The organism is Brevundimonas alba (assembly GCF_011927945.1).
GTDB classification, from domain to species: domain Bacteria; phylum Pseudomonadota; class Alphaproteobacteria; order Caulobacterales; family Caulobacteraceae; genus Brevundimonas; species Brevundimonas alba.
Window position 1 is genome coordinate 568,846 of sequence record NZ_JAATJM010000001.1, and the last position, 21,646, is coordinate 590,491.

Annotated in this window: 20 protein-coding genes; 7 read left to right on the forward strand and 13 right to left on the reverse strand. The window is 67.9% G+C overall.

The features are described from left to right. Positions 1–12: 12 nt before the first annotated feature. Genes otsB through GGQ87_RS02790 form a run of 3 tightly spaced genes read left to right on the forward strand, consistent with a single transcriptional unit; the run spans position 13 to position 4,062 of the window. Entirely contained in the window at positions 13–801 is a 789-nt protein-coding gene (gene otsB / locus GGQ87_RS02780; protein WP_245161401.1) for a trehalose-phosphatase, read from the forward strand. Next, complete coding sequence (locus GGQ87_RS02785) at positions 798–2,582, forward strand: glycoside hydrolase family 15 protein (RefSeq protein ID WP_168045183.1); 1,785 nt, start codon at positions 798–800, stop codon at positions 2,580–2,582. Before otsB ends, GGQ87_RS02785 begins: the two co-directional genes overlap by 4 nt. Before the next feature lie 55 nt (positions 2,583–2,637). After that, the gene (locus GGQ87_RS02790; protein ID WP_168045184.1) at positions 2,638–4,062 is read left to right on the forward strand and encodes an alpha,alpha-trehalose-phosphate synthase (UDP-forming); all 1,425 of its coding nucleotides are present in this window, start codon (positions 2,638–2,640) and stop codon (positions 4,060–4,062) included. A gap of 3 nt (positions 4,063–4,065) precedes the next feature. Here GGQ87_RS02790 and GGQ87_RS02795 read toward each other — a convergent pair whose 3' ends face one another. Beyond that, positions 4,066–4,677 carry a glutathione S-transferase family protein gene (locus GGQ87_RS02795; RefSeq protein WP_168045185.1) on the reverse strand — a complete coding sequence of 204 codons (612 nt, stop codon included), beginning with the start codon at positions 4,675–4,677 and terminating at the stop codon, positions 4,066–4,068. A 102-nt stretch (positions 4,678–4,779) separates the two neighbouring features. Between GGQ87_RS02795 and GGQ87_RS02800 the strand changes: the two genes are divergently transcribed. Then, on the forward strand, positions 4,780–5,493 hold the full coding sequence (locus tag GGQ87_RS02800) for a helix-turn-helix transcriptional regulator (protein ID WP_168045186.1): 714 nt from the start codon (positions 4,780–4,782) through the stop codon (positions 5,491–5,493). Here GGQ87_RS02800 and GGQ87_RS02805 read toward each other — a convergent pair. Beyond that, positions 5,487–6,689 carry an acetyl-CoA C-acyltransferase gene (locus GGQ87_RS02805; RefSeq protein WP_168045187.1) on the reverse strand — a complete coding sequence of 401 codons (1,203 nt, stop codon included), beginning with the start codon at positions 6,687–6,689 and terminating at the stop codon, positions 5,487–5,489. The two genes, GGQ87_RS02800 and GGQ87_RS02805, sit on opposite strands and share 7 nt — an antisense overlap. Positions 6,690–6,749: 60 nt before the next feature. Continuing rightward, positions 6,750–7,658, reverse strand: a complete 909-nt coding sequence (locus tag GGQ87_RS02810) for an SDR family NAD(P)-dependent oxidoreductase (RefSeq protein WP_168045188.1) — start codon at positions 7,656–7,658, stop codon at positions 6,750–6,752. Positions 7,659–7,857: 199 nt separating this feature from the next. Between GGQ87_RS02810 and GGQ87_RS02815 the strand changes: the two genes are divergently transcribed. Both GGQ87_RS02815 and GGQ87_RS02820 read left to right on the forward strand, forming a co-directional pair. Next, complete coding sequence (locus GGQ87_RS02815) at positions 7,858–9,021, forward strand: OmpA family protein (RefSeq protein WP_168045189.1); 1,164 nt, start codon at positions 7,858–7,860, stop codon at positions 9,019–9,021. Positions 9,022–9,196: 175 nt separating this feature from the next. Then, complete coding sequence (locus GGQ87_RS02820) at positions 9,197–10,501, forward strand: UDP-glucose dehydrogenase family protein (protein WP_168045190.1); 1,305 nt, start codon at positions 9,197–9,199, stop codon at positions 10,499–10,501. Here GGQ87_RS02820 and GGQ87_RS02825 read toward each other — a convergent pair. Both GGQ87_RS02825 and GGQ87_RS02830 read right to left on the reverse strand, forming a co-directional pair. Beyond that, a complete protein-coding gene (locus GGQ87_RS02825) occupies positions 10,498–10,665 on the reverse strand; it encodes a hypothetical protein (RefSeq protein WP_168045191.1) in 168 nt (55 codons plus the stop codon). The two genes, GGQ87_RS02820 and GGQ87_RS02825, sit on opposite strands and share 4 nt — an antisense overlap. A 157-nt stretch (positions 10,666–10,822) precedes the next feature. Next, positions 10,823–11,491: a YiaD family glycine zipper/OmpA-like lipoprotein gene (locus GGQ87_RS02830; protein WP_168045192.1), complete on the reverse strand. Its 669-nt coding sequence runs from the start codon at positions 11,489–11,491 to the stop codon at positions 10,823–10,825. Positions 11,492–11,678: 187 nt separating this feature from the next. Here GGQ87_RS02830 and GGQ87_RS02835 point away from each other — a divergent pair, with 187 nt between their 5' ends. Beyond that, on the forward strand, positions 11,679–12,644 hold the full coding sequence (locus GGQ87_RS02835) for an isopenicillin N synthase family dioxygenase (protein ID WP_168045193.1): 966 nt from the start codon (positions 11,679–11,681) through the stop codon (positions 12,642–12,644). A 61-nt stretch (positions 12,645–12,705) separates the two neighbouring features. Here the strand turns inward: GGQ87_RS02835 and GGQ87_RS02840 are convergent, their stop codons facing one another. The 8 genes from GGQ87_RS02840 to GGQ87_RS02875 all read right to left on the reverse strand — a co-directional run bounded on the left by GGQ87_RS02840 (position 12,706) and on the right by GGQ87_RS02875 (position 21,636). After that, positions 12,706–14,592, reverse strand: coding sequence for a TadE/TadG family type IV pilus assembly protein (locus GGQ87_RS02840; RefSeq protein ID WP_168045194.1), 1,887 nt, complete (start codon positions 14,590–14,592; stop codon positions 12,706–12,708). Between the two features lie 136 nt (positions 14,593–14,728). Continuing rightward, positions 14,729–16,594 carry a M2 family metallopeptidase gene (locus tag GGQ87_RS02845; protein WP_168045195.1) on the reverse strand — a complete coding sequence of 622 codons (1,866 nt, stop codon included), beginning with the start codon at positions 16,592–16,594 and terminating at the stop codon, positions 14,729–14,731. A 90-nt stretch (positions 16,595–16,684) separates the two neighbouring features. After that, positions 16,685–17,392: a monofunctional biosynthetic peptidoglycan transglycosylase gene (gene mtgA / locus GGQ87_RS02850; protein ID WP_168047266.1), complete on the reverse strand. Its 708-nt coding sequence runs from the start codon at positions 17,390–17,392 to the stop codon at positions 16,685–16,687. Between the two features lie 41 nt (positions 17,393–17,433). Further along, complete coding sequence (locus GGQ87_RS02855) at positions 17,434–18,399, reverse strand: WD40 repeat domain-containing protein (RefSeq protein ID WP_168045196.1); 966 nt, start codon at positions 18,397–18,399, stop codon at positions 17,434–17,436. 61 nt (positions 18,400–18,460) lie between these two features. After that, positions 18,461–19,192, reverse strand: a complete 732-nt coding sequence (locus GGQ87_RS02860; protein ID WP_168045197.1) for a hypothetical protein — start codon at positions 19,190–19,192, stop codon at positions 18,461–18,463. 57 nt (positions 19,193–19,249) lie between these two features. Further along, a complete protein-coding gene (locus GGQ87_RS02865; protein WP_168045198.1) occupies positions 19,250–19,477 on the reverse strand; it encodes a DUF2093 domain-containing protein in 228 nt (75 codons plus the stop codon). Between the two features lie 64 nt (positions 19,478–19,541). After that, the gene (locus GGQ87_RS02870) at positions 19,542–20,651 is read right to left on the reverse strand and encodes a CobW family GTP-binding protein (RefSeq protein WP_168045199.1); all 1,110 of its coding nucleotides are present in this window, start codon (positions 20,649–20,651) and stop codon (positions 19,542–19,544) included. A gap of 37 nt (positions 20,652–20,688) precedes the next feature. Continuing rightward, positions 20,689–21,636: a cation diffusion facilitator family transporter gene (locus tag GGQ87_RS02875; protein WP_168045200.1), complete on the reverse strand. Its 948-nt coding sequence runs from the start codon at positions 21,634–21,636 to the stop codon at positions 20,689–20,691. Positions 21,637–21,646: the final 10 nt, after the last annotated feature.

Sequence of the window (21,646 nt, forward strand, 5' to 3'; positions counted from 1 at the left end):
TTAACAGGAGGCATGCAGACCTCCCATCCGAAGACCGACGGCGCCCCGGCGCCGGCCGAGGCCGTCGCGCATCTGCCGCCGCCGCCGGCCCGAATGCCCCGCCCTGCCCTGTTCCTCGACATGGACGGCGTTCTGGCGCCGCTGGCCGATACGCCGGACGCCGTCGTGCCCGATCCAGACCGGACCGCGGCGCTGCGCAACGCCGCGGTCCGGCTGGGCGGTCGCGTCGCCATCATCAGCGGCCGGACCATCGACGAGATCGACCGCATCGCCGAAGCGAGCGCCGCCTCCGCTTCGGGGGTGCATGGGCTGGAGCGGCGCCGGGCGGACGGCTCGCTGCAGCGGGCCAAGGCTTCGCCGGGGGTGCGGCACGCCGTGGCGGCTTTCGAGACCTTCGCCCGGACCCGGCCCGGCGTGATCGTCGAGGACAAAGCCGTGTCGGCGGGACTTCACTACCGCGGGGCACCGGCGGAAGAGGCGGCGGCCCTTTCGCTGGCGGAAGACCTGGCGGAGCAGACGGGCCTGACGCTTCAGGCCGGCAATCTGGTCGTGGAGCTGAAGACGCCCGGGACCAGCAAGGGCACCGCCCTGACCGCCTTCATGCAGGAGCCTCCGTTCGCCGGCGCCGTTCCCGTCATGCTGGGCGACGATCTGACGGACGAGGACGGCTTCCGCGCGGCGACCGAACTGGGCGGGTTCGGCGTGCTGGTCGGACCGGTCCGCGAGACCGCCGCCCGCTACGGCCTGCCTGATGTGGCGGCCGTGCTGGCCTGGCTGAACGCCGTCGAGGAGCGTGCATGACCCCGAATCTGGACCTCGCCCCGATCGGCAACTGTTCGATCAACGCCCTGATCGACCGCAACGGCCGCTACGTCTGGGCCTGCGCGCCGAGGGTCGACGGCGATCCGGTCTTCTCGGCCCTGATGGACGGCTCCGATCCCGCCCACGGCTTCTGGGACATCGAACTGGAAGGGCTGAAACACGTCAGCCAAGCCTACATCCGCAACACACCGGTGCTGCGGACCGTGCTGACGGCGGACGACGGCGCGGCGGTCGAGATCATCGACTTCGCGCCCCGCCACCCCAAGCACAGCCGCATCTATCGTCCCCTCGCCTTCGCACGGGTGGTGCGGCCGCTGGACGGTTCGCCGCGCATCAAGGTGCGGCTGCGGCCCTCGGCGGACTGGGGTGCGAGACCGGCGGAGCGGACCAGCGGTTCGAACCACATCCGCTATCTGTGCAGCGACGTGACCTTCCGCCTGACCACCGATTGCCCGGTGTCGCATGTGCTGAACGAGCGGGTGTTCCGGCTGGAGCGGCCGCACGCCTTCTTCTTCGGACCGGACGAGGGGTACGACCAGGATGTGGGACCGGGCGTGACCGCCGTCCTCGACCGAACCGTGGCCTATTGGCAGGACTGGGTCCGCACCCTCTACCTGCCGCTGGACTGGCAGGAGGCGGTGATCCGCGCGGCGATCACGCTGAAGCTGTGCGCCTATGAGGAAACCGGCGCGATCGTCGCCGCCATGACCACCTCGGTGCCGGAGTTTCCCGAGAGCGGACGCAACTGGGATTACCGCTACTGCTGGATCCGGGACGCCTACTATGTCGTGCGGGCGTTGAACCGGCTGGGCGCGGTCGACCTCTTGGAAAACTACCTCGGCTATTTGCGCAATCTCGTCGACGACTCGGCGGGCGGGCATGTGCAGCCGGTCTATGGCGTCGGTCTTGAACCGGGGATCGGCGAGCGGATCGTCGAGAGCGTCGAGGGCTATCGCGGCATGAAGCCGGTGCGGATCGGCAATCAGGCGCACGAACACCTGCAGCACGACGTCTATGGCCAGATCGTCCTGCCGCTGGTGCAGGCCTTCTACGACCAGCGGCTGCTACGTCCGGGGACGATCGAAGACTTCCATGCGCTGGAGAAGGTCGGGGAACGCGCCTTCGCCGTGCACGATCAGACCGACGCGGGTCTGTGGGAGTTCCGCACCATCGCGCGGGTGCACACCTATTCCTCGGTCATGTGCTGGGCGGCCTGCGACCGTCTGGCGAAGGCGGCGGACCATCTGGGCCTGCATGCACGGGCCGAAATCTGGCGCGAGCGGGCGACGATCATTCGCGAGCGGATCGAGACGGAGGCCTTCGTGCCCGACGAGGGCCGTTTCGCCGCCAGCTTCGGCAACCGCGAGCTGGACGCGTCGCTGCTGCAGCTGACCGACCTCGGCTTCCTCGATCCGCGCGACCCGCGGCAGGTGAAGACCTTCGATGCCATCGAGCGGGATCTGAAGAAGGGTCCGTATCTGTTCCGCTACATCGAGGCGGACGATTTCGGCGAGCCGGAGACGGCGTTCAACTTCTGCACCTTCTGGTTCATCGAGGCCCTGCACCTGAATGGGCGGACGGCCGAGGCGCGGGAAATCTTCGAGGAGATGCTGAGCCGGCGGACGCACGCGGGCCTTCTCTCGGAAGACATCGCGCTGGAGGACAACGAGCTGTGGGGCAACTATCCGCAGACCTATTCCTTGGTGGGCATCATCAACTGCGCGGTCCTGCTGAGCCGGTCGTGGACAGACGCGCGATGAGCGGTCTCACGAAAACGGGATGGCGCCGGGGGACCACGGGAGCGGTTTTCACGCCATGAGCCGGCTGATCGTCGTTTCAAACCGCGTCTCAGCGCCGAAGGACCCGGCCGCCGGCTCGGCGGGTGGCCTCGCCATGGCGTTGTCGGCGGCGCTGCGGAAATACGAGGGTCTGTGGTTCGGCTGGTCCGGCGACACGGTCGAGACCTTCGTCCCCGAAGCCAAGATCGAGGATCGCGCGGGCGTCACCGTCGCCCTGGTCGATCTGGAGGCGCAGGACGTCGAGGAATATTACAACGGCTACGCCAACAAGACGCTGTGGCCGCTGTTCCACCACCGGGTCGACCTGACGGCCTACGAGCGGTCCTACGGCGAGGGCTACGAACGAACCAACGCCCGTTTCGCCGAGGTTCTGGCGCCGCTGATCCAGCCCGATGATCTGATCTGGATCCACGACTATCATATGATCCCGCTGGCCCGGGACCTGCGGCGGCTGGGCGTGAAGAACCGCATCGGCTTCTTCCTGCATACGCCGTGGCCGGCGCGGCAGCTGCTGGTCACCCTGCCCCACCACCGGCGGCTGGTGGAGTCGATGTTCGACTACGACCTGATCGGCTTCCAGACCCGGGAGTGGCTGGACCTGTTCCGGGACTATGTCGCCTCGGAGCCGGGGGTGAACGGTCGCCTGCTGCCCAACGACGCCCTGGCCGCATTCGACAAGACGGTGCAGACCGGTGTCTTCCCGATCGGCATCGACGTCGAGGGCTTCCTTTCGGCCCGTAACTCGACCTTCGGGGCCCGGACCTACGACCGGATGGCGGCGTCCTCGGCCTTCCGTTCGATGATCGTGGGCGTCGACCGGCTCGACTACTCCAAGGGGCTGGAGGAGCGGCTGCTGGGGTACGAACAGTTCCTCGCAGACAATCCGGACATGCGCGGCGAGGTCTTCCTGCTGCAGGTCACGCCGATCAGTCGTGACGACGTCGACACCTATCAGGACATCCGGGCCCGGCTCGACGCGCTGGCGGGACGGGTCAACGGCGAATACGCCGACATGGACTGGCAGCCCGTCCGCTATCTGAACCGCACCTACCGCCGCGACCAGCTGGCCGGCATCTACCGGGCGGCGAGGGTGGGACTGGTGACGCCGCTCCGCGACGGCATGAACCTGGTCGCCAAGGAGTATGTGGCCGCCCAAAACCCGGACGATCCCGGCGTCCTGATCCTGTCGCGCTTCGCCGGGGCGGCGGAGCAGATGGGCGAGGCCCTCCTGGTCAATCCGTTCAGCCGGGAGGAGGTGGCCGACGCCATCAAGCGGGCCCTTACCATGTCGCTGGCCGAGCGGAAGCGGAAATGGGAGAGCCTGATGCAGGTGGTCAACGACACCGATGTGAGCCTGTGGCGCAATGATTTCGTGGCGTGCCTTCGGGCCGTCGAGCGGACGGGGGACGGCGACGCCGGAGACGCCGCCGACGCCGCCTGACGCTCAGGCCACCTGGCTCAGCTCGGGGGACGGGCTGTCCTTGACCGTGGACGCGGCGTTCGCCGGCCGGTTGGTGATCCGCTCGATCCAGGCATCCAGCGCCGCGCTGGCGGGCACATGATCCCGGGCCCAGGCGATCGAACTGCCGGCCATGACGTCCAGGGCGGTGAACCGCTGCCCCATCAGATAGGGGCCACGCTCCAGAGCCCCGAGCAGGCGGGCGACCGCCGCGTCGAAGCGGGCCATGGCGTGTGCATCGCCCTCGGCCGCGCCGCTGATCTTCGACCACAGCGCCGGCTCGAGTTCCCCCGCGACCCACGCGATCCAGCTCAGAAAGGCTCCGCGCTCGGGCGAGCCGACCGGTGCGCCAAGACCGCTCTCCGGGAAGGCGTCGGTCAGATACAGCGCGACGGCGGCGGATTCCGTCACCAGGGCATCGTCATGAAGCAGGGCGGGGACCTTGCCGTCCGGATGAGGATTGCGCGAGTCGCGGGCCCCGGTTCCGTCCCCGCGGGCGATGTCGCAGTAGACGATCTCGTAGGGCGCGCCGATCTCCTCGAGGAGCCAGACCAGACGCGAGGAGCGCGACCAGGGCGCATGGAACAGGGTCAGCATCGTTTCGTCTCCCATTGAGGCGGCCCCTCGCCGCCGGTCCGGATTGACTACTGCCACCCTGCTGCCACCATGCTGTCAGCAGCGGTGGTTCAGGGTCACGGAATGAGACGCGCCGACCGGCTATTCCAGATTATCCAGGTGCTGCGGCGCTCGTCGAAGCCGCTGACGGCAGACGCCATCGCCGCCGAGCTTGAGACATCGAAGCGCACCATCTACCGCGACATCGCCACCCTGATGGGCCAGCGGGTGCCCATCCGTGGCGAGGCGGGGCTGGGATATGTTCTGGAAGGCGGGTTCGACCTGCCGCCTCTGATGCTGACATCGGACGAGATCGAGGCGGCGGTGCTGGGCGCGCAGTGGGTGGCCGGCCGGGCCGATCCGGCGCTGGCCCGCGCCGCTCGGGATCTGGTCGCCAAGATCGCCGCGACCGTGCCGGAGCGGCTGCGTCCGGTGGTGCTGGAGCCCGCTGTGGCCAGTCCGCCGTCATGGAAGGTCAAGCCCGAGACGCTGGACATGCCGCGGGTCCGCGCGTGGATTCACTCGGGCCGCAAGCTGACGCTCCAGTATCGGGACGAGCAGGAGCGGGAGACCACGCGGACCATCTGGCCGTTTCTCGTCGGCTATCTCGATGCGACGCGCCTGCTGGTGGGCTGGTGCGAGATGCGGGCCGACTTCCGCACCTTCCGCACCGACCGGGTGGTCGATGCGGAGTTTCTGGAGGACCGGTACCCGGGGCGGCCGGCGGTGCTCAGGGCGCGGTGGTTCGCCGCGCGGGAGGCGGAGATGAAGGCCGCCCGCTGCGAGCCGCCTCAGTAGATCTCGAACAGACCCGCCGCGCCCATGCCGCCGCCGACGCACATGGTGACCACGCCGTATTTCGCGCCGCGCCGCTTGCCCTCGATCAGGACATGGCCGGTCATCCGGGCGCCCGACATGCCGTAGGGGTGGCCGATCGAAATGGCGCCGCCGGATACGTTCAGGCGGTCGTCGGGAATGCCGAGCCGGTCGCGGCAGTAGAGCACCTGCACGGCGAAGGCCTCGTTCAGCTCCCAGATGCCGATGTCGTCCACGGTCAGCCCGTGACGCTCCAACAGGCGGGGCACGGCGAAGACGGGGCCAATGCCCATTTCGTCCGGCTCGCAGCCAGCCACGGCCATGCCGCGGTATGCGCCGAGCGGGGTGAGACCGCGACGTTCAGCCTCCTTCGCATCCATGATGACGCTGGCCGAGGCGCCGTCCGACAGCTGCGAGGCGTTGCCGGCGGTGATGAACCGGCCTTCCTTGATCTCATCGCCACCGCCGAAGACCGGCTTCAGCGACGAGAGGCCTTCCAGCGTCGTGTCGGGCCGGTTGCCCTCGTCCATCGACAGGGTGATCTCTTTGGCCGAGGCCTGACCGGTGGCCTTGTCCATGACCTGCATGGTGGTGGTCATCGGCACGATCTCGGCGTTCAGGCGACCGGCGGCCTGAGCCTCGGCCGTGCGCTGCTGGGAGCGCAGGGCGTATTCGTCTTGGGCCTCGCGGCTGATGCCATAGCGAGCGGCGACGACCTCGGCCGTTTCCAGCATCGACATATAGATGTGCGGATGCAGCTTCATCAGCTCGGGATCGCGCAGCCGAGACAGGTTCATCGTCTGGTTCTGGACCAGCGAGATCGACTCCAGTCCGCCGCCGACGGCGACGACCTGACCGTCGTGGACGACCTGTTTCGCCGCGGTGGCGATGGCCATCAGGCCCGAGGCGCACTGGCGGTCGAGGCTCATGCCCGCCGTGGTCACCGGCAGGCCGCCAGCCAGCGCCGCCTGACGCGCGACGTTGGTGCCGGTCGAGCCCTGCTGCAGGGCCGCGCCCATGACGACGTCCTCGATCTCGGCCGGGTCGACGCCCGCGCGGGCGACGGCATGGCGGATGGCGTGGCCGCCCAGCTGCTGGGCCTGGGTGTCGTTGAAGGCGCCGCGATAGGCCCGGCCGATCGGGGTGCGGGCCGTGGACAGGATGACGGCTTCACGCATGGGGGAGTCTCCAGATGTTCGACTGCAGGTTAGCGTCCTGCCGCCACGTCAACGCAAGCGTCAAGCCTTGTGCGCGGCCTGCGCCTTGGTCAGTTCGATGAAGCCCTGCGCCGCGCCCATGTCCGGCACGACTTCGCCTGTGCGGTCGGAGATTTCCCCGAAACGGGCCGCCACCTGCTCGGGCGCGTCCTCGCCCGCGATCCATGCGCCCTGGGTCAGGGTCACATAGGCGCGCTCGAACCCGCCGGCGCCGGCGGTGAGAATGCAGCGGCTGGGGGCATCCTCGCTGACCAGATGAAGCAGGCCGGGCGTGACCATCTCGGGTCCCAGCAGTTCCAGCGGCAGGCGGGCGCCAAGATCCTCGGTCATCCGCGTGTGGGCGGTGGGCGCGAGACAGTTCACCCGGATGTCGTTCTTGGCGCCCTCGATCGACAGGGTCTGCATCAGGCCGACCAGCGCCATCTTCGCCGCGCCGTAGTTCGACTGGCCAAAGTTCCCGTAGAGGCCGGACGACGAGGTCGTCATCACGATCCGGCCGTAATTGGCCTCCCGCATGATGTCCCAGACGGCCTTGGTGCAATTCACCGCGCCCATCAGATGGACGTCGACGACGAAGCGGAAATCCTCGAGTTCCATCTTGGCGAAGGTCTTGTCGCGCAGGACCCCCGCGTTGTTCACCAAAATATCGACCCGGCCCCATTTCGCCATAACGGCGTCGACCATGGCCCGAACGGCCACGGGATCGGTGACCGACGCGGCATTGGCCATCGCCTCGCCGCCCGCGGCCTCGATCTCGGCCACCACGGCCTCTGCGGCCGTCGCGGACCCGCCGGAGCCGTCGCGCGCGCCGCCCAGATCATTGACCACGACCCACGCGCCACGTTTGGCCAGCGCCAAGGCGTGTTCGCGCCCAAGGCCGCCGCCGGCTCCCGTAACGATCGCCACCCGGCCGTCGAACCTCATCGCCATCCATCTTCTCCGTTCACGCGTTGAGTCCTCCTAGCAGGCGTCCCGGCTTGAAACAGCCCCGCAGGAATGTGTTGGAATGGCGCCACAGTCGCCGCATTCTGAGCGAAAACAAGGAACCGGAACCGTACATTGCCGTTCGGCTCCGGAGCGTCCCGTGTAATGCGTGGGCATTCGGGCAACCATGAGTGTGAGGGATATCATGAAGGTGAAACTTCTCGCCGGCGTCGCAATGGCAGGGCTGTTCTCAGCCGGCGTTGCGGCTGCCGAGCCGAACGGCTGGTACGGCGCGGTCGATGTGGGCTACCACACGATCGACGATCTGGAACTGGTCTCGCAAACCACGGGTCCCCAGTGGGACTTCGAGGTCGATGACGACTGGGCGGCGTTCGCCCGTCTGGGCTACCGCTTCACGCCGAACTGGCGCGTGGAGCTGGAAGGCGGCTACCGCAGCGGTGAAATCGGCACCGTCACGAATCCGGGCGGCAACGTGCCGACCGGCGTTTGCAACGCCATCCCGGCCGCCGGCCCCTGCGAAAACCCCGAAGGCGACATCAGCGCCACGACGCTGATGGCCAATGTCATCTATGACTTCGGCAACGCGGACTCGACCTTCCGTCCGTTCATTGGCCTCGGCGCCGGCGTGGCGCGGGTCAACACCGAGTTCCTCGGCACCCTCGGCGGCCGTCGCACGACCGCGGTGGGCGCCGACGACAGCTCGACCAAGCTGGCGGCGCAAGCCATCGCCGGTCTGGCGTGGCAGCTGTCGGACCGGATGAACCTGGACCTGACCTACCGCTACCTGATGACGAACATGGAGTTCGACACCTTCGTCTCCGTGGCCGCTGACGCGCCGCTGGTCGGTCCGTTCGCCGGCCGTTACGACGACAGCCACACCATCAGCCTGGGCCTGCGCTATGCGTTCGGCGCCGACGAGCCGGCGTACATCCCGCCGCCGCCGCCGCCCCCGCCGCCGCCGATCGTGGCTCCCCCGCCGCCCCCGCCGCCTCCCCCGCCGCCCCCGGCTCCGACGGCGCGTGAGTTCGTGGTCTACTTCGACTGGGATCGTTCGGACCTCACGGCCGAAGCCCGTTCGGTGGTCACGCAAGCCGCCAACTACGCCAAGTCGGGCCGTCCGACCCGCGTTCTGGTCGTCGGCCACGCCGACACCTCGGGTTCGGCTGCCTATAACGTCGGCCTGTCCAACCGCCGCGCCCGCACCGTTGCGGACGCGCTGGTCGCCCAGGGCGTCAACGGCGGCGTGATCTCGCTGGACGGCAAGGGTGAAACCGCCCTGGCCCGCCCGACCGCCGACGGCGTTCGCGAGCCTCTGAACCGCCGCGCCACCATCGGCATCAACTTCTAGGTTGAAGTCGATACGGCTCCCGGCCTCCGGGCCGGAGCCGGCGCGAAACAAGACAGAGCCGCCGGTCCCTCACGGGGCCGGCGGTTTTGTTTTGCGGGGCCGCCACCTGAGCCGGGGTGGTCAAAGGCCGGCCTGACCGCTATCTCCCGGCCACTGTCGAAGGGGGTGAGCCCGCATGCGCGTCGCAATGATCGGAACCGGCTATGTGGGCCTGGTCTCAGGGGCCTGTTTCGCCGACTTCGGCCATGACGTGACATGCGTCGACAAGGATCCGTCGAAGATCGAGCGGCTGGAGCGGGGCGAAATCCCCATCTTCGAGCCCGGTCTGGACGATCTGGTCGCCACCAATGTGCGCGACGGACGACTGTCGTTCGCGCTGGACGGCGCCGAGGCTATTCGCACAGCCGACGCTGTCTTCATCGCCGTCGGCACCCCCTCGCGACGGGGCGACGGTCACGCGGACCTGTCCTATGTCCACGCCGCCGCCGAGGAGATCGCCGGCCTGATCGAGGGCTTCACCGTCATCGTCACCAAATCGACCGTGCCGGTCGGCACCGGCGACGAAATCGAGGCCATCATCCGCGCCCGGCGGCCCGACGCCGACTTCGCGGTCGTCTCGAACCCGGAGTTCCTGCGCGAGGGCGCGGCGATCGAGGATTTCAAGCGCCCGGACCGTATCGTCGTCGGGGCGGAGGATCCACGCTCCCAGGCCGTGATGCGTGAACTCTATCGGCCGCTGAACCTGAACGAGACGCCGATCCTGTTCACCGGTCGGCGGACGTCAGAGCTGATCAAATATGCGGCCAACGCCTTCCTGGCGATGAAGATCACCTTCATCAACGAGATGGCTGACCTGTGCGAGAAGGTTGGCGCGGACGTGCAGCAGGTCGCGCGCGGCATCGGCCTCGACAACCGGATCGGCTCGAAATTCCTGCATGCGGGCCCGGGCTATGGCGGCTCCTGCTTCCCCAAGGATACGCTGGCGCTTGTGCGCACGGCCGTCGACGCCGGATCCCCGGTGCGGCTGATCGAGACCACGGTCGAGGTCAACGACGCCCGCAAGAAGGCGATGGCCGGCAAGGTGGCCGCGGCCCTCGACGGCGACCTGGCAGGCAAGACGGTCGCCCTGCTGGGTCTGACCTTCAAGCCCAACACGGACGACATGCGCGACGCCCCCTCGCTGGATGTGGCCCCGGCCCTGATGGCCATGGGCGCGACGGTGCAGGCCTTCGACCCGGAGGGCATGGGCGAAGCCGCGCACCTGCTGCCGGGTGTAGTGTTCAAGGATGGTCCCTATGACGCCGTCGCCGGCGCCGACGTCGTGGTCATCATGACCGAGTGGGACCAGTTCCGGGCGCTGGATCTGAACCGCGTGAAGCTGCTGCTGCGCCATCCGGTGATGGTCGATCTGCGCAACGTCTACCGGCCTGACGACATGCGGGCGCGCGGCTTCCGCTACGCCTCTATCGGTCGCGTCTAGCGCAGGGATGCCTGGATCAAGGCGGGCCGCTCGGCGGCCTGGGCTTCCGGCTGCGGCAAGAGGGTCCGGCCGACGCCGATCACGAGCATGGCGGTGATCACCGCAGAGGCTACTGCGATGGCGCCCAGACGAATGCCGTCAGTGAATTCGTGGTCCGGACGCACGCGTTTCCCCCGAGTCGAAACAACGTGCGTTATCCAGCACCTGCGAGTTGCGGCCGCAAGTCACGGAACGGTGTGCAGCCACAAAAAAGGCGGAGCCGAAGCTCCGCCTTTCTTGTTTGCGCTGTCGCTCGCCGCGCGGCGGCTCGCTGCTTGAGCGTTAGCCGCGGAACGGGCGGATAACGATCTCGACGCGACGGTTCTGGGCCTTGCCCTCGGCCGTGGCGTTGGTCGCGACCGGCTGGCTCTCGCCGCGGCCGTCAACGTAGAGGCGGTCGGCCAGGACGTTGCGGTTGACCAGATACTGGGCCACCGAAGAGGCCCGCTGGCGCGAGAGATTGAGGTTGTAGTCGTCGGCGCCGTCGGAGTCGGCGTGGCCGATGATGTCGATCACCGACTGGTCGTAACGGTTCAGCACCGCCGCGACGTCATCGAGCGTGGCGTTGAAGCGCGGGCTGATCGACGCCTGATTGGACGCGAAGGTCACGTCCGACGGCATGCGAAGGACCAGGTTGTCGCCTTGGCGCGCGACGCCCACGCCGCTGCCCGACAGCTCGGCCTCGAGCTCGCGCTGCTGACGATCCATATAGGCGCCGACCGCCGCGCCGCCGAGCGCGCCGATGCCGGCTCCGATCAGTGCGTTCTTGCGGCCTTCCTCGGAGTTCGAGGTGTTGGTCAGATAGCCGAGCAGGGCGCCGCCGAGGGCGCCGGCGATCGCGCCCGTGCCGGTGTTGTTGCGCCGCGGCGTCGAGCTGTAGGGGTCGGTCGTCGTGCAGGCGCCCAGCAGGGCGATGACGCTGACGCCGGTGACGATGAGTTTGGCGTGCATGGGAGTGGTCCTTCCAGTGTTCTGGTTGACGGCGGAACGCAGCCTTACGGTCAAGGTTCCAAGCTGTACCGTTCTTGAACGGCCGGCGCGTGTGGATTCATCCGCGGCGTGCGCCGGCGCCCTCGCTTTGCCAACATCGGCTCGCAGGGCGTATGGAAACGCCCGAATGTAGTCTTGAGGTTCCGCCATGGCCGACAGCCTGAGCTCCACCACCGCCCGCCGCTCCATCGAACCGGTCTCGATGACGCTGTACGACACCGATTTCCAGGCCTTCGCCGACAAGCTCGGCACGTCGTTCAAGCGCTACGGCTTCGCCGTGATCGCCGACCATGGGCTGGATGAAACGGTGATCGAGGCGGCCATCGACGACGCCAAGGCCTTCTTCGCCCTGCCTGAAGACGTGAAACGCCAGTACCACCAGCCCGGGACAGGCGGTGCGCGCGGCCTGACGCCGTTCGGCGTCGAGGCGGCCAAAGGCGCGGCGACGGTCGACCTGAAGGAGTTCTGGCACGTCGGGCGCGAGCTGCCGGAAGTGCACCCCTACCGCAAATACATGCGCGACAATGTCTGGCCGACCGAGGTCGAGGGCTTCCGCGAGCACCTGTACGGGATGTTCTCGGCCATGGACCAACTCGGCGCCAAGATCCTGCGGGCCATCGCCCGCTACCTCGAACTGGGCGACGAATTCTTCGACGACAAGGTCGAGCTGGGGAACAGCATCCTGCGCATGCTGCACTACCCGCCGGTGGCGGCCGGCGCGTCAGGCGTACGCGCCGGCGCTCATGAGGACATCAACGTCATCACCCTGCTGCTCGGCGCCGAAGAGGCCGGCCTGCAGCTCAAGGACGCCGACGGGGAATGGCTGGACATCGCCCCGCCGCCGGGAGCCCTGGTCGTCAATATCGGCGACATGCTGCAGCGGCTGACCAACCACGTCCTGCCGTCAACGAGCCACCGTGTGATCAATCCCGCGCCGGAACGGGCCAGCTTCGCCCGCTACTCCACGCCGTTCTTCCTGCACTTCAACCCGGACTTCGTGATCGAGACTCTGCCGACCATGATCTCGGAAGAGAACCCCGACCGCTACGCCGGCAAGGCGATCATGGCCGAGGACTTCCTGACCGAGCGGCTGAAGGAAATCCGGCTGATCTGAGCGCGGGCGTCTCGCATCGAAAAGGGAAGGGCGCGGCGTCGAAGGACGCCGCGCCCTTTCGCTATTTCGAGATCCGCAGCTGGGTGATGTCCCGGCCGATCGCGGCGAAGGCGTCGGACAGGTCGGCGGCGCTGCTGGCGATGTGGAAGTTCGTAGGCGAGCTTGCGCAGTCGGACAGAACGTCGGCGGCCTCGCCATCCGCGGCGATCTGGAAGCCGACGGTGTAGATCAGGATGCCCCGGTTCTTGATCGCAGTGCACAGCGTACGGCTCTGGCTGAAGGCGTCGCCGTTGTTGGCCGAGCAGTTGTTCCGGTAGGTGGCGCTGGTCGAGCCGGTGTTCATGTCCGGGACGGCGTTGCAGTAGGCGGTGTTGAACTCGCCGTCCGTCATGATGACCAGCGCCTTCAGGGTGTGCGCGGTGTTGTAGGCGGCGGCCGTGCCCGACGACCACAGCTGACTGAAGGTCGGCGAGATCGTGTACCAGCCCCAGCCGATCCCGATGTGGCCGGCCGTCGTGCCTTCGACGCTGAAGTTATTGATCGCGGTCTTGAGGGTGTTCTTGTTGGCCGTCAGCGGCACCACCGCATTGCTCAGGCAGCCGCCCGCGGTATCGGGGTAGTGACGGCCGACGTAGGAGGAGGCGCCGGTCGGACGGGCCTCGGTCCAGGCCTGCGCGCCCGTCCGTTCGGTGACGCACGAGCTGATCTTGTTCGCGACCAGATCTTCATTGACGTTCTCGAACGCGAACCAGGTGCAGCCGGCCTGGGCGCACCAGGACTTGCCGCCCGAGGTGTAGGGGTTGATCTGCGAGCCATCGTCAGGGTCGATCGTGTAGGTATTGGTCGTGACGTTGCCGACAAGGTAGGTCTTGTCGTTGATCTGGGTCATGCCGCTCACGCCGTTGATGTGAACGTACTGGTTGTTCAGCAGGCCGTGGGCGTTGGCGGTTACGGTGATCGAGCAGTCGTTGTTCTGGCATTTCTGCACCCGGCCGCTGCCGTTGTAGGTGCTGTAGTTCCGGCCATCCACGCGGCTGCCGCCCATGGTGTAGAGCTCGAACGTCGTGTTGGTCTTGTTGGTCACGACATAGGGCTTGTTGTTCAGCTGGGTCATGCCGGTCGAGCTGGTGATCCAGACGATGTCGCCGTTGACGAAGCCGTGGTTGGCCGACGTGGTGATCACCACGGGCCGCGCCTTGGTGGCGCTGGAGATTGTCCGCTGGGTGCCGCTCAGATTGATGACGGCGTTGCTGATGTTGGTCGAACCCGTCACCCCGCCCCTGACCGTCGACAGATAGCTGCTGCCCGGGTTCACCGAGTTGGAGTACGGGACCAGCGCGATCTTGGAATAGTAGGGCGTCTGGACGTCCTGGACGACCACGTCGACCAGATCCTTGGCCGCTTCGATGAGGGCCTCGATCCTGGCGCCTTCCATCGAGCCGGTGAGGTCGAGCACCATGGCGACCTCGATGTTGCGGGACGAGCGGTCGACCTCGGAGTGGCTGCCGACCGGCAGGTAGTCGTCCATCAGCTGGCCGTACGGCGGCAGGAAGATGTTGGCGACGAGGGTTTTCACCTGCACCCGCGCGTCGGCGATCACCACGTCGTCAGTGTTGAGGACGAAATGCGTCTGGTTCTCTTCCAGCGTCACGTTCGGATAGGCTTGAAGATTGGCCTTCAGCGCCGCCAGTCCGACCCGCTGCAGGTCGGCGTTGGCGGTATAGGGCGAGCGGGCCGCGGCAAGGGCGGCGGCGTCCAGCGCATCCTGCAGATTGACCTTGACCGTCGACATCCGGTGGATGTCGACGCCGCCGAAAGTCATCAGGATCAGCACCGGCAGGCTGAGACCGAACAGCATGGCGACGTTGCCGCGTGCGTCGGCCGCCACGCGCCGGGTCAGCGCCCAGGCGCTGCCCAACACACCGCCGATCCAGTTCGTGAGCCCCATTCGCCGTTCCCAGCCGTCGTCGCCGCTGGCGCAATCCGCCTACGGTCACGGAGGGACTCTGACGCATCCTGGTTAAGAGAAGCGCCAACAGCGAAAGTTAACGTGATCGACGTTCAGCCAACCCGGTGGAGGGGCCTCAGGCCCCCCAGCCGCAGTCTTTTCCGCGGTTCTGCTCGGTCAGCCAGACGTTCAGCGGCGCGAAATAGTCGGTGATGGCCGAGGCGTCGTTGCCCCGCTCCCCGGTGAAGGCCTGCATGGCCTCGGGCCACGGACGCGACTGGCCCATCTCCAGCATGGTGTTGAAGCGCCGTCCGACCTCCTCGTTGCCGTAGATCGAGCAGCGGTGCAGCGGCCCCGTCCAGCCCGCCTGTTTGCAGGCCGCGCGGTGGAACTGGAACTGGTAGATGCCGGCGAGGAAGTAGCGGGTGTACGGCGTGTTGCCGGGGATGTGGTATTTCGCGCCCGGATCGAAGGCGTTCTCCGGACGCGGCCCCGGCGGGACCAGCCCCTGGTAGCGCAGCATGTCCGCGGACCAGGCGTCGTTATACTCCGCCGGCGTCGTCTCGCCATTGAACACGCCCCAGCGCCAGCGGTCGACCATCAGGCCGAACGGCATGAAGGCGATCTTGTCGAGCGCCATCTTCAACAGGAACGGGATGTCCTCGGACTCGCCGGGCACCCTGTCCAGCAGGCCGATCTGGTTCAGATAGGTCGGGGTCAGGGCCGAGAGGCCGACGAAGTCGCCGATCGCCTCGTGGAAGCCGTCGTTCGCGCCGTTCTTGAACAGGAAGGGCTGACCCTTGTAGGCGCGCTGATAGAAGTTGTGACCGAGCTCGTGGTGGACCGTGTAGAAGTCGTCGCCGTTCACCTGGGTGCACATCTTGATGCGGATGTCGTCGGCGTTGTCGAGATCCCAGGCCGAGGCGTGGCAGACCACTTCGCGGTCCCGCGGCCGGGTGATCATCGACCGCTCCCAGAAGGTCTGCGGCAGGGGATCGAGGCCCATCGAGACGTAGAAATTCTCGCCCGTCTTGACCATTTTCGTCGCGTCGTAGTCGGCGCCTTCGAGCAGTTTGGTCAGGTCGTAGCTGGACTCGCCGCCCGAGGTCGGGGCGACCACGTCGTAGATGTTCCCCCACTGCTGCGACCACATATTGCCCAGCAGGTCGGCGCGGATCGGCCCCGTGTCCGGCTGGACGGCGTCGCCGTATTTGGCGTTCAGCCGATCGCGCACATAGCAGTGCAGGTTCTCGTAGAACGGCTTGACCTGTTCCCACAGGCGGTCGGTCTCGGCGGCGAAGGCGTCGGGCTCCATGTCGTAGCCGGCGCGCCACATCGCCCCGGTGTCGGCGAAGCCCAGTTCGCGCGAGCCTTCGTTGGCGATCTCGACCATGCGAGCGTAGTCGGGGGCCATGACCGGCGAGATGGTGCGCCAGCCCTCATACAGCGCCTTCAGCTCGGCCGGATCGCGGCTCTCGGCCATCAGGATCGAGGCTTCGTCGAGGGTGATCTGGCGACCCTTGAACTCGAACTTGCCGGTCGCGTAGGTCGAGTCCAGCCGGGTCGTGATCTCGGCCAGTTCGCCGGCCGCGCCCGGCCGGTTCGGGGCCGGCAGCACGATGCCCAAGCGGAGAAGGTTCAGCTTGCGGCGGACGTCATCGGGCACCTGCACGTCGTTGAAGCGGGCCGCGCCGTTGGCCAGCTCGACCTGCAGCTCGGTGAACTCGGCGTTGATCCGGCTCTCCAGCCACATGGTGTCGTGGGTGATGTTGGTGGCGCGGGTCCACTGGATGCGGGCGGCCTCTTCGCTGAGGTCGGCCAGCCGCTTCTCGGCGTCGGCGACGAAGGCGGATGCGGCCTCGGCGGTGGCGGGTGCGGCGGCGGGCATGGCGGCGTCCGCGGCCGGCGTCGCGGCGGCGTCGTTGTCCATGCCGAGGCTGGCGCAGCCGGCGGCGAGGCTGAGGGCGCAGAGGGCGGCGGCCGTCATCAGGGTGCGTTTCATAGTGGTCTCCCGGGCGTCAGCATCAGGCGGTTGCTCCGCCTTTTCGGCGCGCAGGTGATGGGAGCGGAGCCGTGCCGTCAAGCGTGACGGTTAATCCAGCACACAGGCCGCGAGGCCGTCGTTTCGCACCGTCCCCATGGCGGCCTGCACACGCGAGGCCCGCCGGCGGATGTAAGGACCCGGCGATGAGGCATTGTAGCGCCGGGGCGAGGGCAGGATGGCCGCCAGCCGCGCCGCCTCGCGGGCGCTGAGCTCGTCCGCCGACTTGCCGAACCAGTGCTGCGACGCCGCCTCGGCGCCGTAGACGCCGGGCGCCCATTCAGCGACGTTCAGATAGACCTCCATGACCCGGCGCTTGCCCCACAGGGTCTCGATCAGAACGGTGTAGCCCGCCTCCAAGCCCTTGCGGACCCAGTCGCGCCCCGGCCAGAGGAAGACGTTCTTGGCGGTCTGCTGGCTGATGGTCGAGCCGCCGCGGATGCGGCCGCGCCCGCGTTTCTCGGCCCGCGCATTCGCCTTCAGAGCCTTCTCGATCGCCTTCATGTCGAAGCCTCGATGCGAGCAGAAGGTCGAGTCCTCGGACGCGATCACCGCCTCAATGAGACGCGGCGAGATGTTGTTCAGCGACCGCCAGCGGTAGGACATCCCCTCCCCTTCCACCGCACGAGTGACCATCAGGAAGGTGGTCGGCGGAGGGACGAAACGATGCACGCCGACGCTGACCAGCAACAGCAGGCCCAGCATGACAATGACGGTCAGCACGGGCCGTCGGCGCTTCTTGATCGGGTTGCCCGCCATCGGCGCGATGTGACGCGTCCGCGTGGTTGAGCGCAAGCGTTTCAGATATCCGCTACGCCCGCCTGACCGTCCTCGTCCGCCCAGGCGACACGGCCGGCGTCGGCGCTCATGGCCAGGGCTGTGACCGGCGCGCCCTTCTCCGCCTTGAGGAAGTTCAGGCCACGGCCCGCCGGATCCGCCAGCCAGACACGACCGTCATTGAGGCCCGCGGCCACGACGCCATGCTTCGGCTGCGACGCGACGAGAGCGACGAGGCTGCCCTCGTCGAAGCCGATCTCTGTCGCCTCGCGTCCCATTGGACCGTTCGATCCGATGAAGGGCCACAGAACAGCGCCCTGAGCCCCCGATGTGGCGAGCAGCGAGCCGTTGGAGAGGAAGCTCATCGAGCGAACCTTGGACGGATAGCCGCCCATCCGCAGGTTCTTCTGGTCCTTGATGCGCCAGCCGTGCAGCTGGTTGTCCTGCATGGCGCTGACGACGAAGGCGCCATCGGGCGACCAGGTCACGCCGGTGTGCGACCCGGCCCACTTCAGGAAGGTCGGCTTCTGGTCGGCGATACGGGCGAACCACAGGGCCGCGCCGCCATAGGTCGAGGCGGCGATTCGCCGGCCCTTCGGCTCGAAGGCGACGCCCGAGACGGTGCGCTCGTGCTGGAAGTCGCGGCGGAAGCCGGCGTCCTTCGCATCGATCACCGAGAGGGTCTTGCCGGCGGAAAAGGCGATCAGTCCGCTCTCGGGCGAGGCGTCGATCGCGTCGATCCACTGGCCCTTTGAGGTCGCCAGCACGCCGGCCTCGCCGCGCCGGTGCCAGATGACCCGGCCGTCGTCGCCGCCGGTGACCACGCCATCTCCGGACGGATGGACCGCGGCGCTCAGCACCGCGCCGTCATGGGCGGCGCTGAACTCGCCGCCTTCGAAGCGGACCGAGCCGTCGCCCAGGGCGAAGACCGCCCCGGTGCTGTCGAACAGGGCGGCGGTGACCTGGGCGTCGAAGGTTTGGGTCTTCATGCTGGTCCGTTTAGTGGCCGGGCCGGGGGCGTCAACTCGCTCCCCGACACGGTTGCGGTGGTCACCCGGCGGGACGGGCGCCTGCATGCTGTTGGAGGATGGACGTCCACAGCCTGGCGACCTCCCCGAGTCCGTCCTCGAAGGCCCGGCGCTCAGCCCTGAGGCGCGCGGCCTCGATGGCCTGTTCGGAGCCCCACAGGTTGGACCGCTGGTCCTCCGTGGCCGTGGTTTCGCCGGTACCGTAGACGAACCCCGTCCGGACATCGATGACCATGAAGGCGCAGGTGGCGTTCACCACCGCCTTGCGGGTGGGCAGGAAGCCGAGCGCGATGGTCTGCAGCGGCCCGACATCGGCGCTCTCGGTGCGGAAGCGGGTGTCGATCGTATAGACCAGCAGGGCGTCGGCCCTCAGCTGCGCAGCCGCTGCGCGCAGGTCCCGGGTGGTTCCGAGATTGGCGGGAACCAGCAGGCGGCTGACCGGCGCGACCGCCAGAACCTGGGGCATGGCGCCGAGGCGAGCGAAGCTCTCGTCCGTCTCGATGTCGCGCGTCGTGACGATGCCGAAGGCGCCGGTCCCGACACTGTTGTTCGAGCCGCTTCGGTAACCCGGCGCCGCGACGCGCGCGACGGCGAGCCGCGCGGGGAAGGTGATCGCCGGCTCCCGCTGGAAGGCGGCGGCGATATCGCCGTCGTTTTCGGAGATGGCCGCGAGCGACACCCCGGCTCCCGGCGTGGTGTAGGTCGAGCAGCCGCACAGCAGGGCCACACAGGCCAGCAGCACCAGTTTCTTCATGGCGTCCTCCGGCCCCGACCCTAGCGGATCAGGCGAGGCTGAACAGTCCCCGGCGCCTCAACTCCGCCCGTGAGTCTCCACCCAGCGCTGGGTCATCAGCGCCGCATTTGCGTAGGCCTCCTGCAGCTCGGCGCTCCAGTAGGTCAGGCGTTCGAGCGGGATGGGTTTGCCCGAGACGGCGCAGCGGACGTGGTCGCCGCCCTCGACGATGTCGAAGTCCGCGCGATCGTAGCGCAGGACCGCCTCACGCCCCTGCACCGGGAGAGGTTTCGGGGGCGGGTTCATCGATCCGCTCCAAAGTTGGGATCAGGCCGCCGCGCGTCGCAGCGGGTGGGGTCAACCGAGCCGGTCATGCTGCGCAGGCCTCGAACCCCTTGCGCAATTCCGCTTCGTCCAGATCGCGGCCGATGAAGACCGCGCGGGACCAGCGGCGCTCCAGCGCGCCCCAGGGCTTCTGCAGCTCGCCCTCGAGAATCATGTGAACGGCCTGGAAGACCAGCCGCCGGTCCTCGCCGGAGACGTCGATGATGCCCTTGGCGCGCAGGATGTTCTGGCCCTGCTCGCCCAGCAGACGGTCGAGCCACGCCGTGAATTTCGTGCCGTCCATGGGCCGGTCGAGCGACAGGGAGATGCCCTTGATGTCGTCCTCGTGCGCATGGCCGCGCGCGCCGTGGGCGTGTTCGTGCTCATGGGCGTGAGCGTGGTCATGGCCATGATGATCGTGGGCGTGGTCGTGGCCACAGTGTTCGTCGTGGACGTGGCCGTCCTCGCCGTGGCCGGGGTTGGCGAACTCCGGCTTGATGTCGAGGATACGCTCGAGATCGAACCCGCCGAGACCGAGCACCTGATCCAGCGGCACATCGGCGCGTTCGGCGCGGGTGATCGGCGCCAGTGGATTCAGCTTGCGGAGTCGGCGTTCGACCTCGACGAGATCGGCCTCGGACACCAGATCGACCTTGTTGAGGATGATGCGGTCGGCGAAGGCGACCTGTTCTCGCGCCTCCTTGGAATCGTCGAGGCGGGCCATGACGTGTTTGGCGTCGACGAGGGCGGTGACGCTGTCCAGCTGGGTCTTCGCCTTGACGTCCTCGTCGACGAAGAAGGTCTGGGCGACGGGGCCGGGATCGGCGAGGCCGGTCGTTTCGACGATGATGGCGTCGAAGGCGGGCTTGCCGGGGCGCTGGCGCTTCATCAGGCCGGCGACGACGCGGATCAGGTCGCCGCGCACCGTGCAGCAGACGCAGCCGTTGTTCATCTCGAACACGTCCTCGTCGGCGCCGACCACCAGATCGTTGTCGATGCCGATCTCGCCGAACTCGTTGACGATCACAGCGTAACGCTTGCCGTGGTCCTCGGTGAGGATGCGGTTGAGCAGGGTGGTCTTGCCGGCGCCGAGATAGCCGGTGAGGACGGTGACGGGGATCTTGCCAGAGGTCTGGCCGGAAGCGGTGTCGGTCATGGGCGCCAGATGGCGCCTCGGGCGCCGCTTGTGAAGGTCAGCAGTCCGGACAATCCGGCAGGGCGCCGGCTTCCAGCTGCAGGGTGGTGTGGTGGATGGCGAAGCGGGAGCGGGCGAGAGTGTGCGCCTCGGCCAGCAGGGCTTCGGGATCCGGCCGGTCGTGCACGAGGTGGGCCGTCAGCGCCGTCTCCGTGGTCGACAGGCCCCAGACGTGCAGATCGTGCACCGCGCCCACGCCGGGAAGGGCGAGCAGGGCCGCACGAACCGCTTCCACGTCGACGCCCCGGGGCGCGGCGTCCAGCGCCAGATTGACGGAGTCCTTGAGAAGCCCCCAGGTGCCGAACAGGATCACGGCCACGATGATCAGGCTGACCAGCGGGTCGATGATGGACCAGCCGGTGAACAGTATGGCCGCGCCGGCCAGCACCACGCCGATCGAAACGGCCGCGTCGGCCATCATGTGCAGATAGGCGCCGCGGGCGTTCAGGTCCGAATGCTGGTCGCGCATGAACAGCAGGGCGGTGCCCAGATTGATGACGAAGCCGATGCCCGCGACGATCATGACGATCTGCGACTGGACCTCGGCGCCGTTGTCGAGCCGCTGGACGGCTTCGACGGCGATGGCCCCGCAGGCGAAGATCAGCAACAGGGCGTTAGCCAGCGCAGCGAGCACCGTCGCCTTGCCGTAGCCGTAGGTCTTCTGGGGTCCGCCCGCGCGCCGCGCCAGCCAGGCCGCGCCGCCCGCCATCGCGAGGCCGAGGACGTCCGAGAGGTTGTGACCCGCGTCCGCCAGCAAGGCCGTCGAGCCGCTCCACAGCCCTGCCCCGACCTCGCAGCCGACGAAGGCGAGATTGACGATCAGCCCGATGGCGTAGCGCCAGTCGCCGGTGTCGACAGGGCCATGGTGATGGTGGCCGTGCGCATGCCCGTGATCGTGATGATCAGGGTCATCGTCGGCATGAGAGTGGCCGTGGTCGTGCGCCATTCGCTGAGCT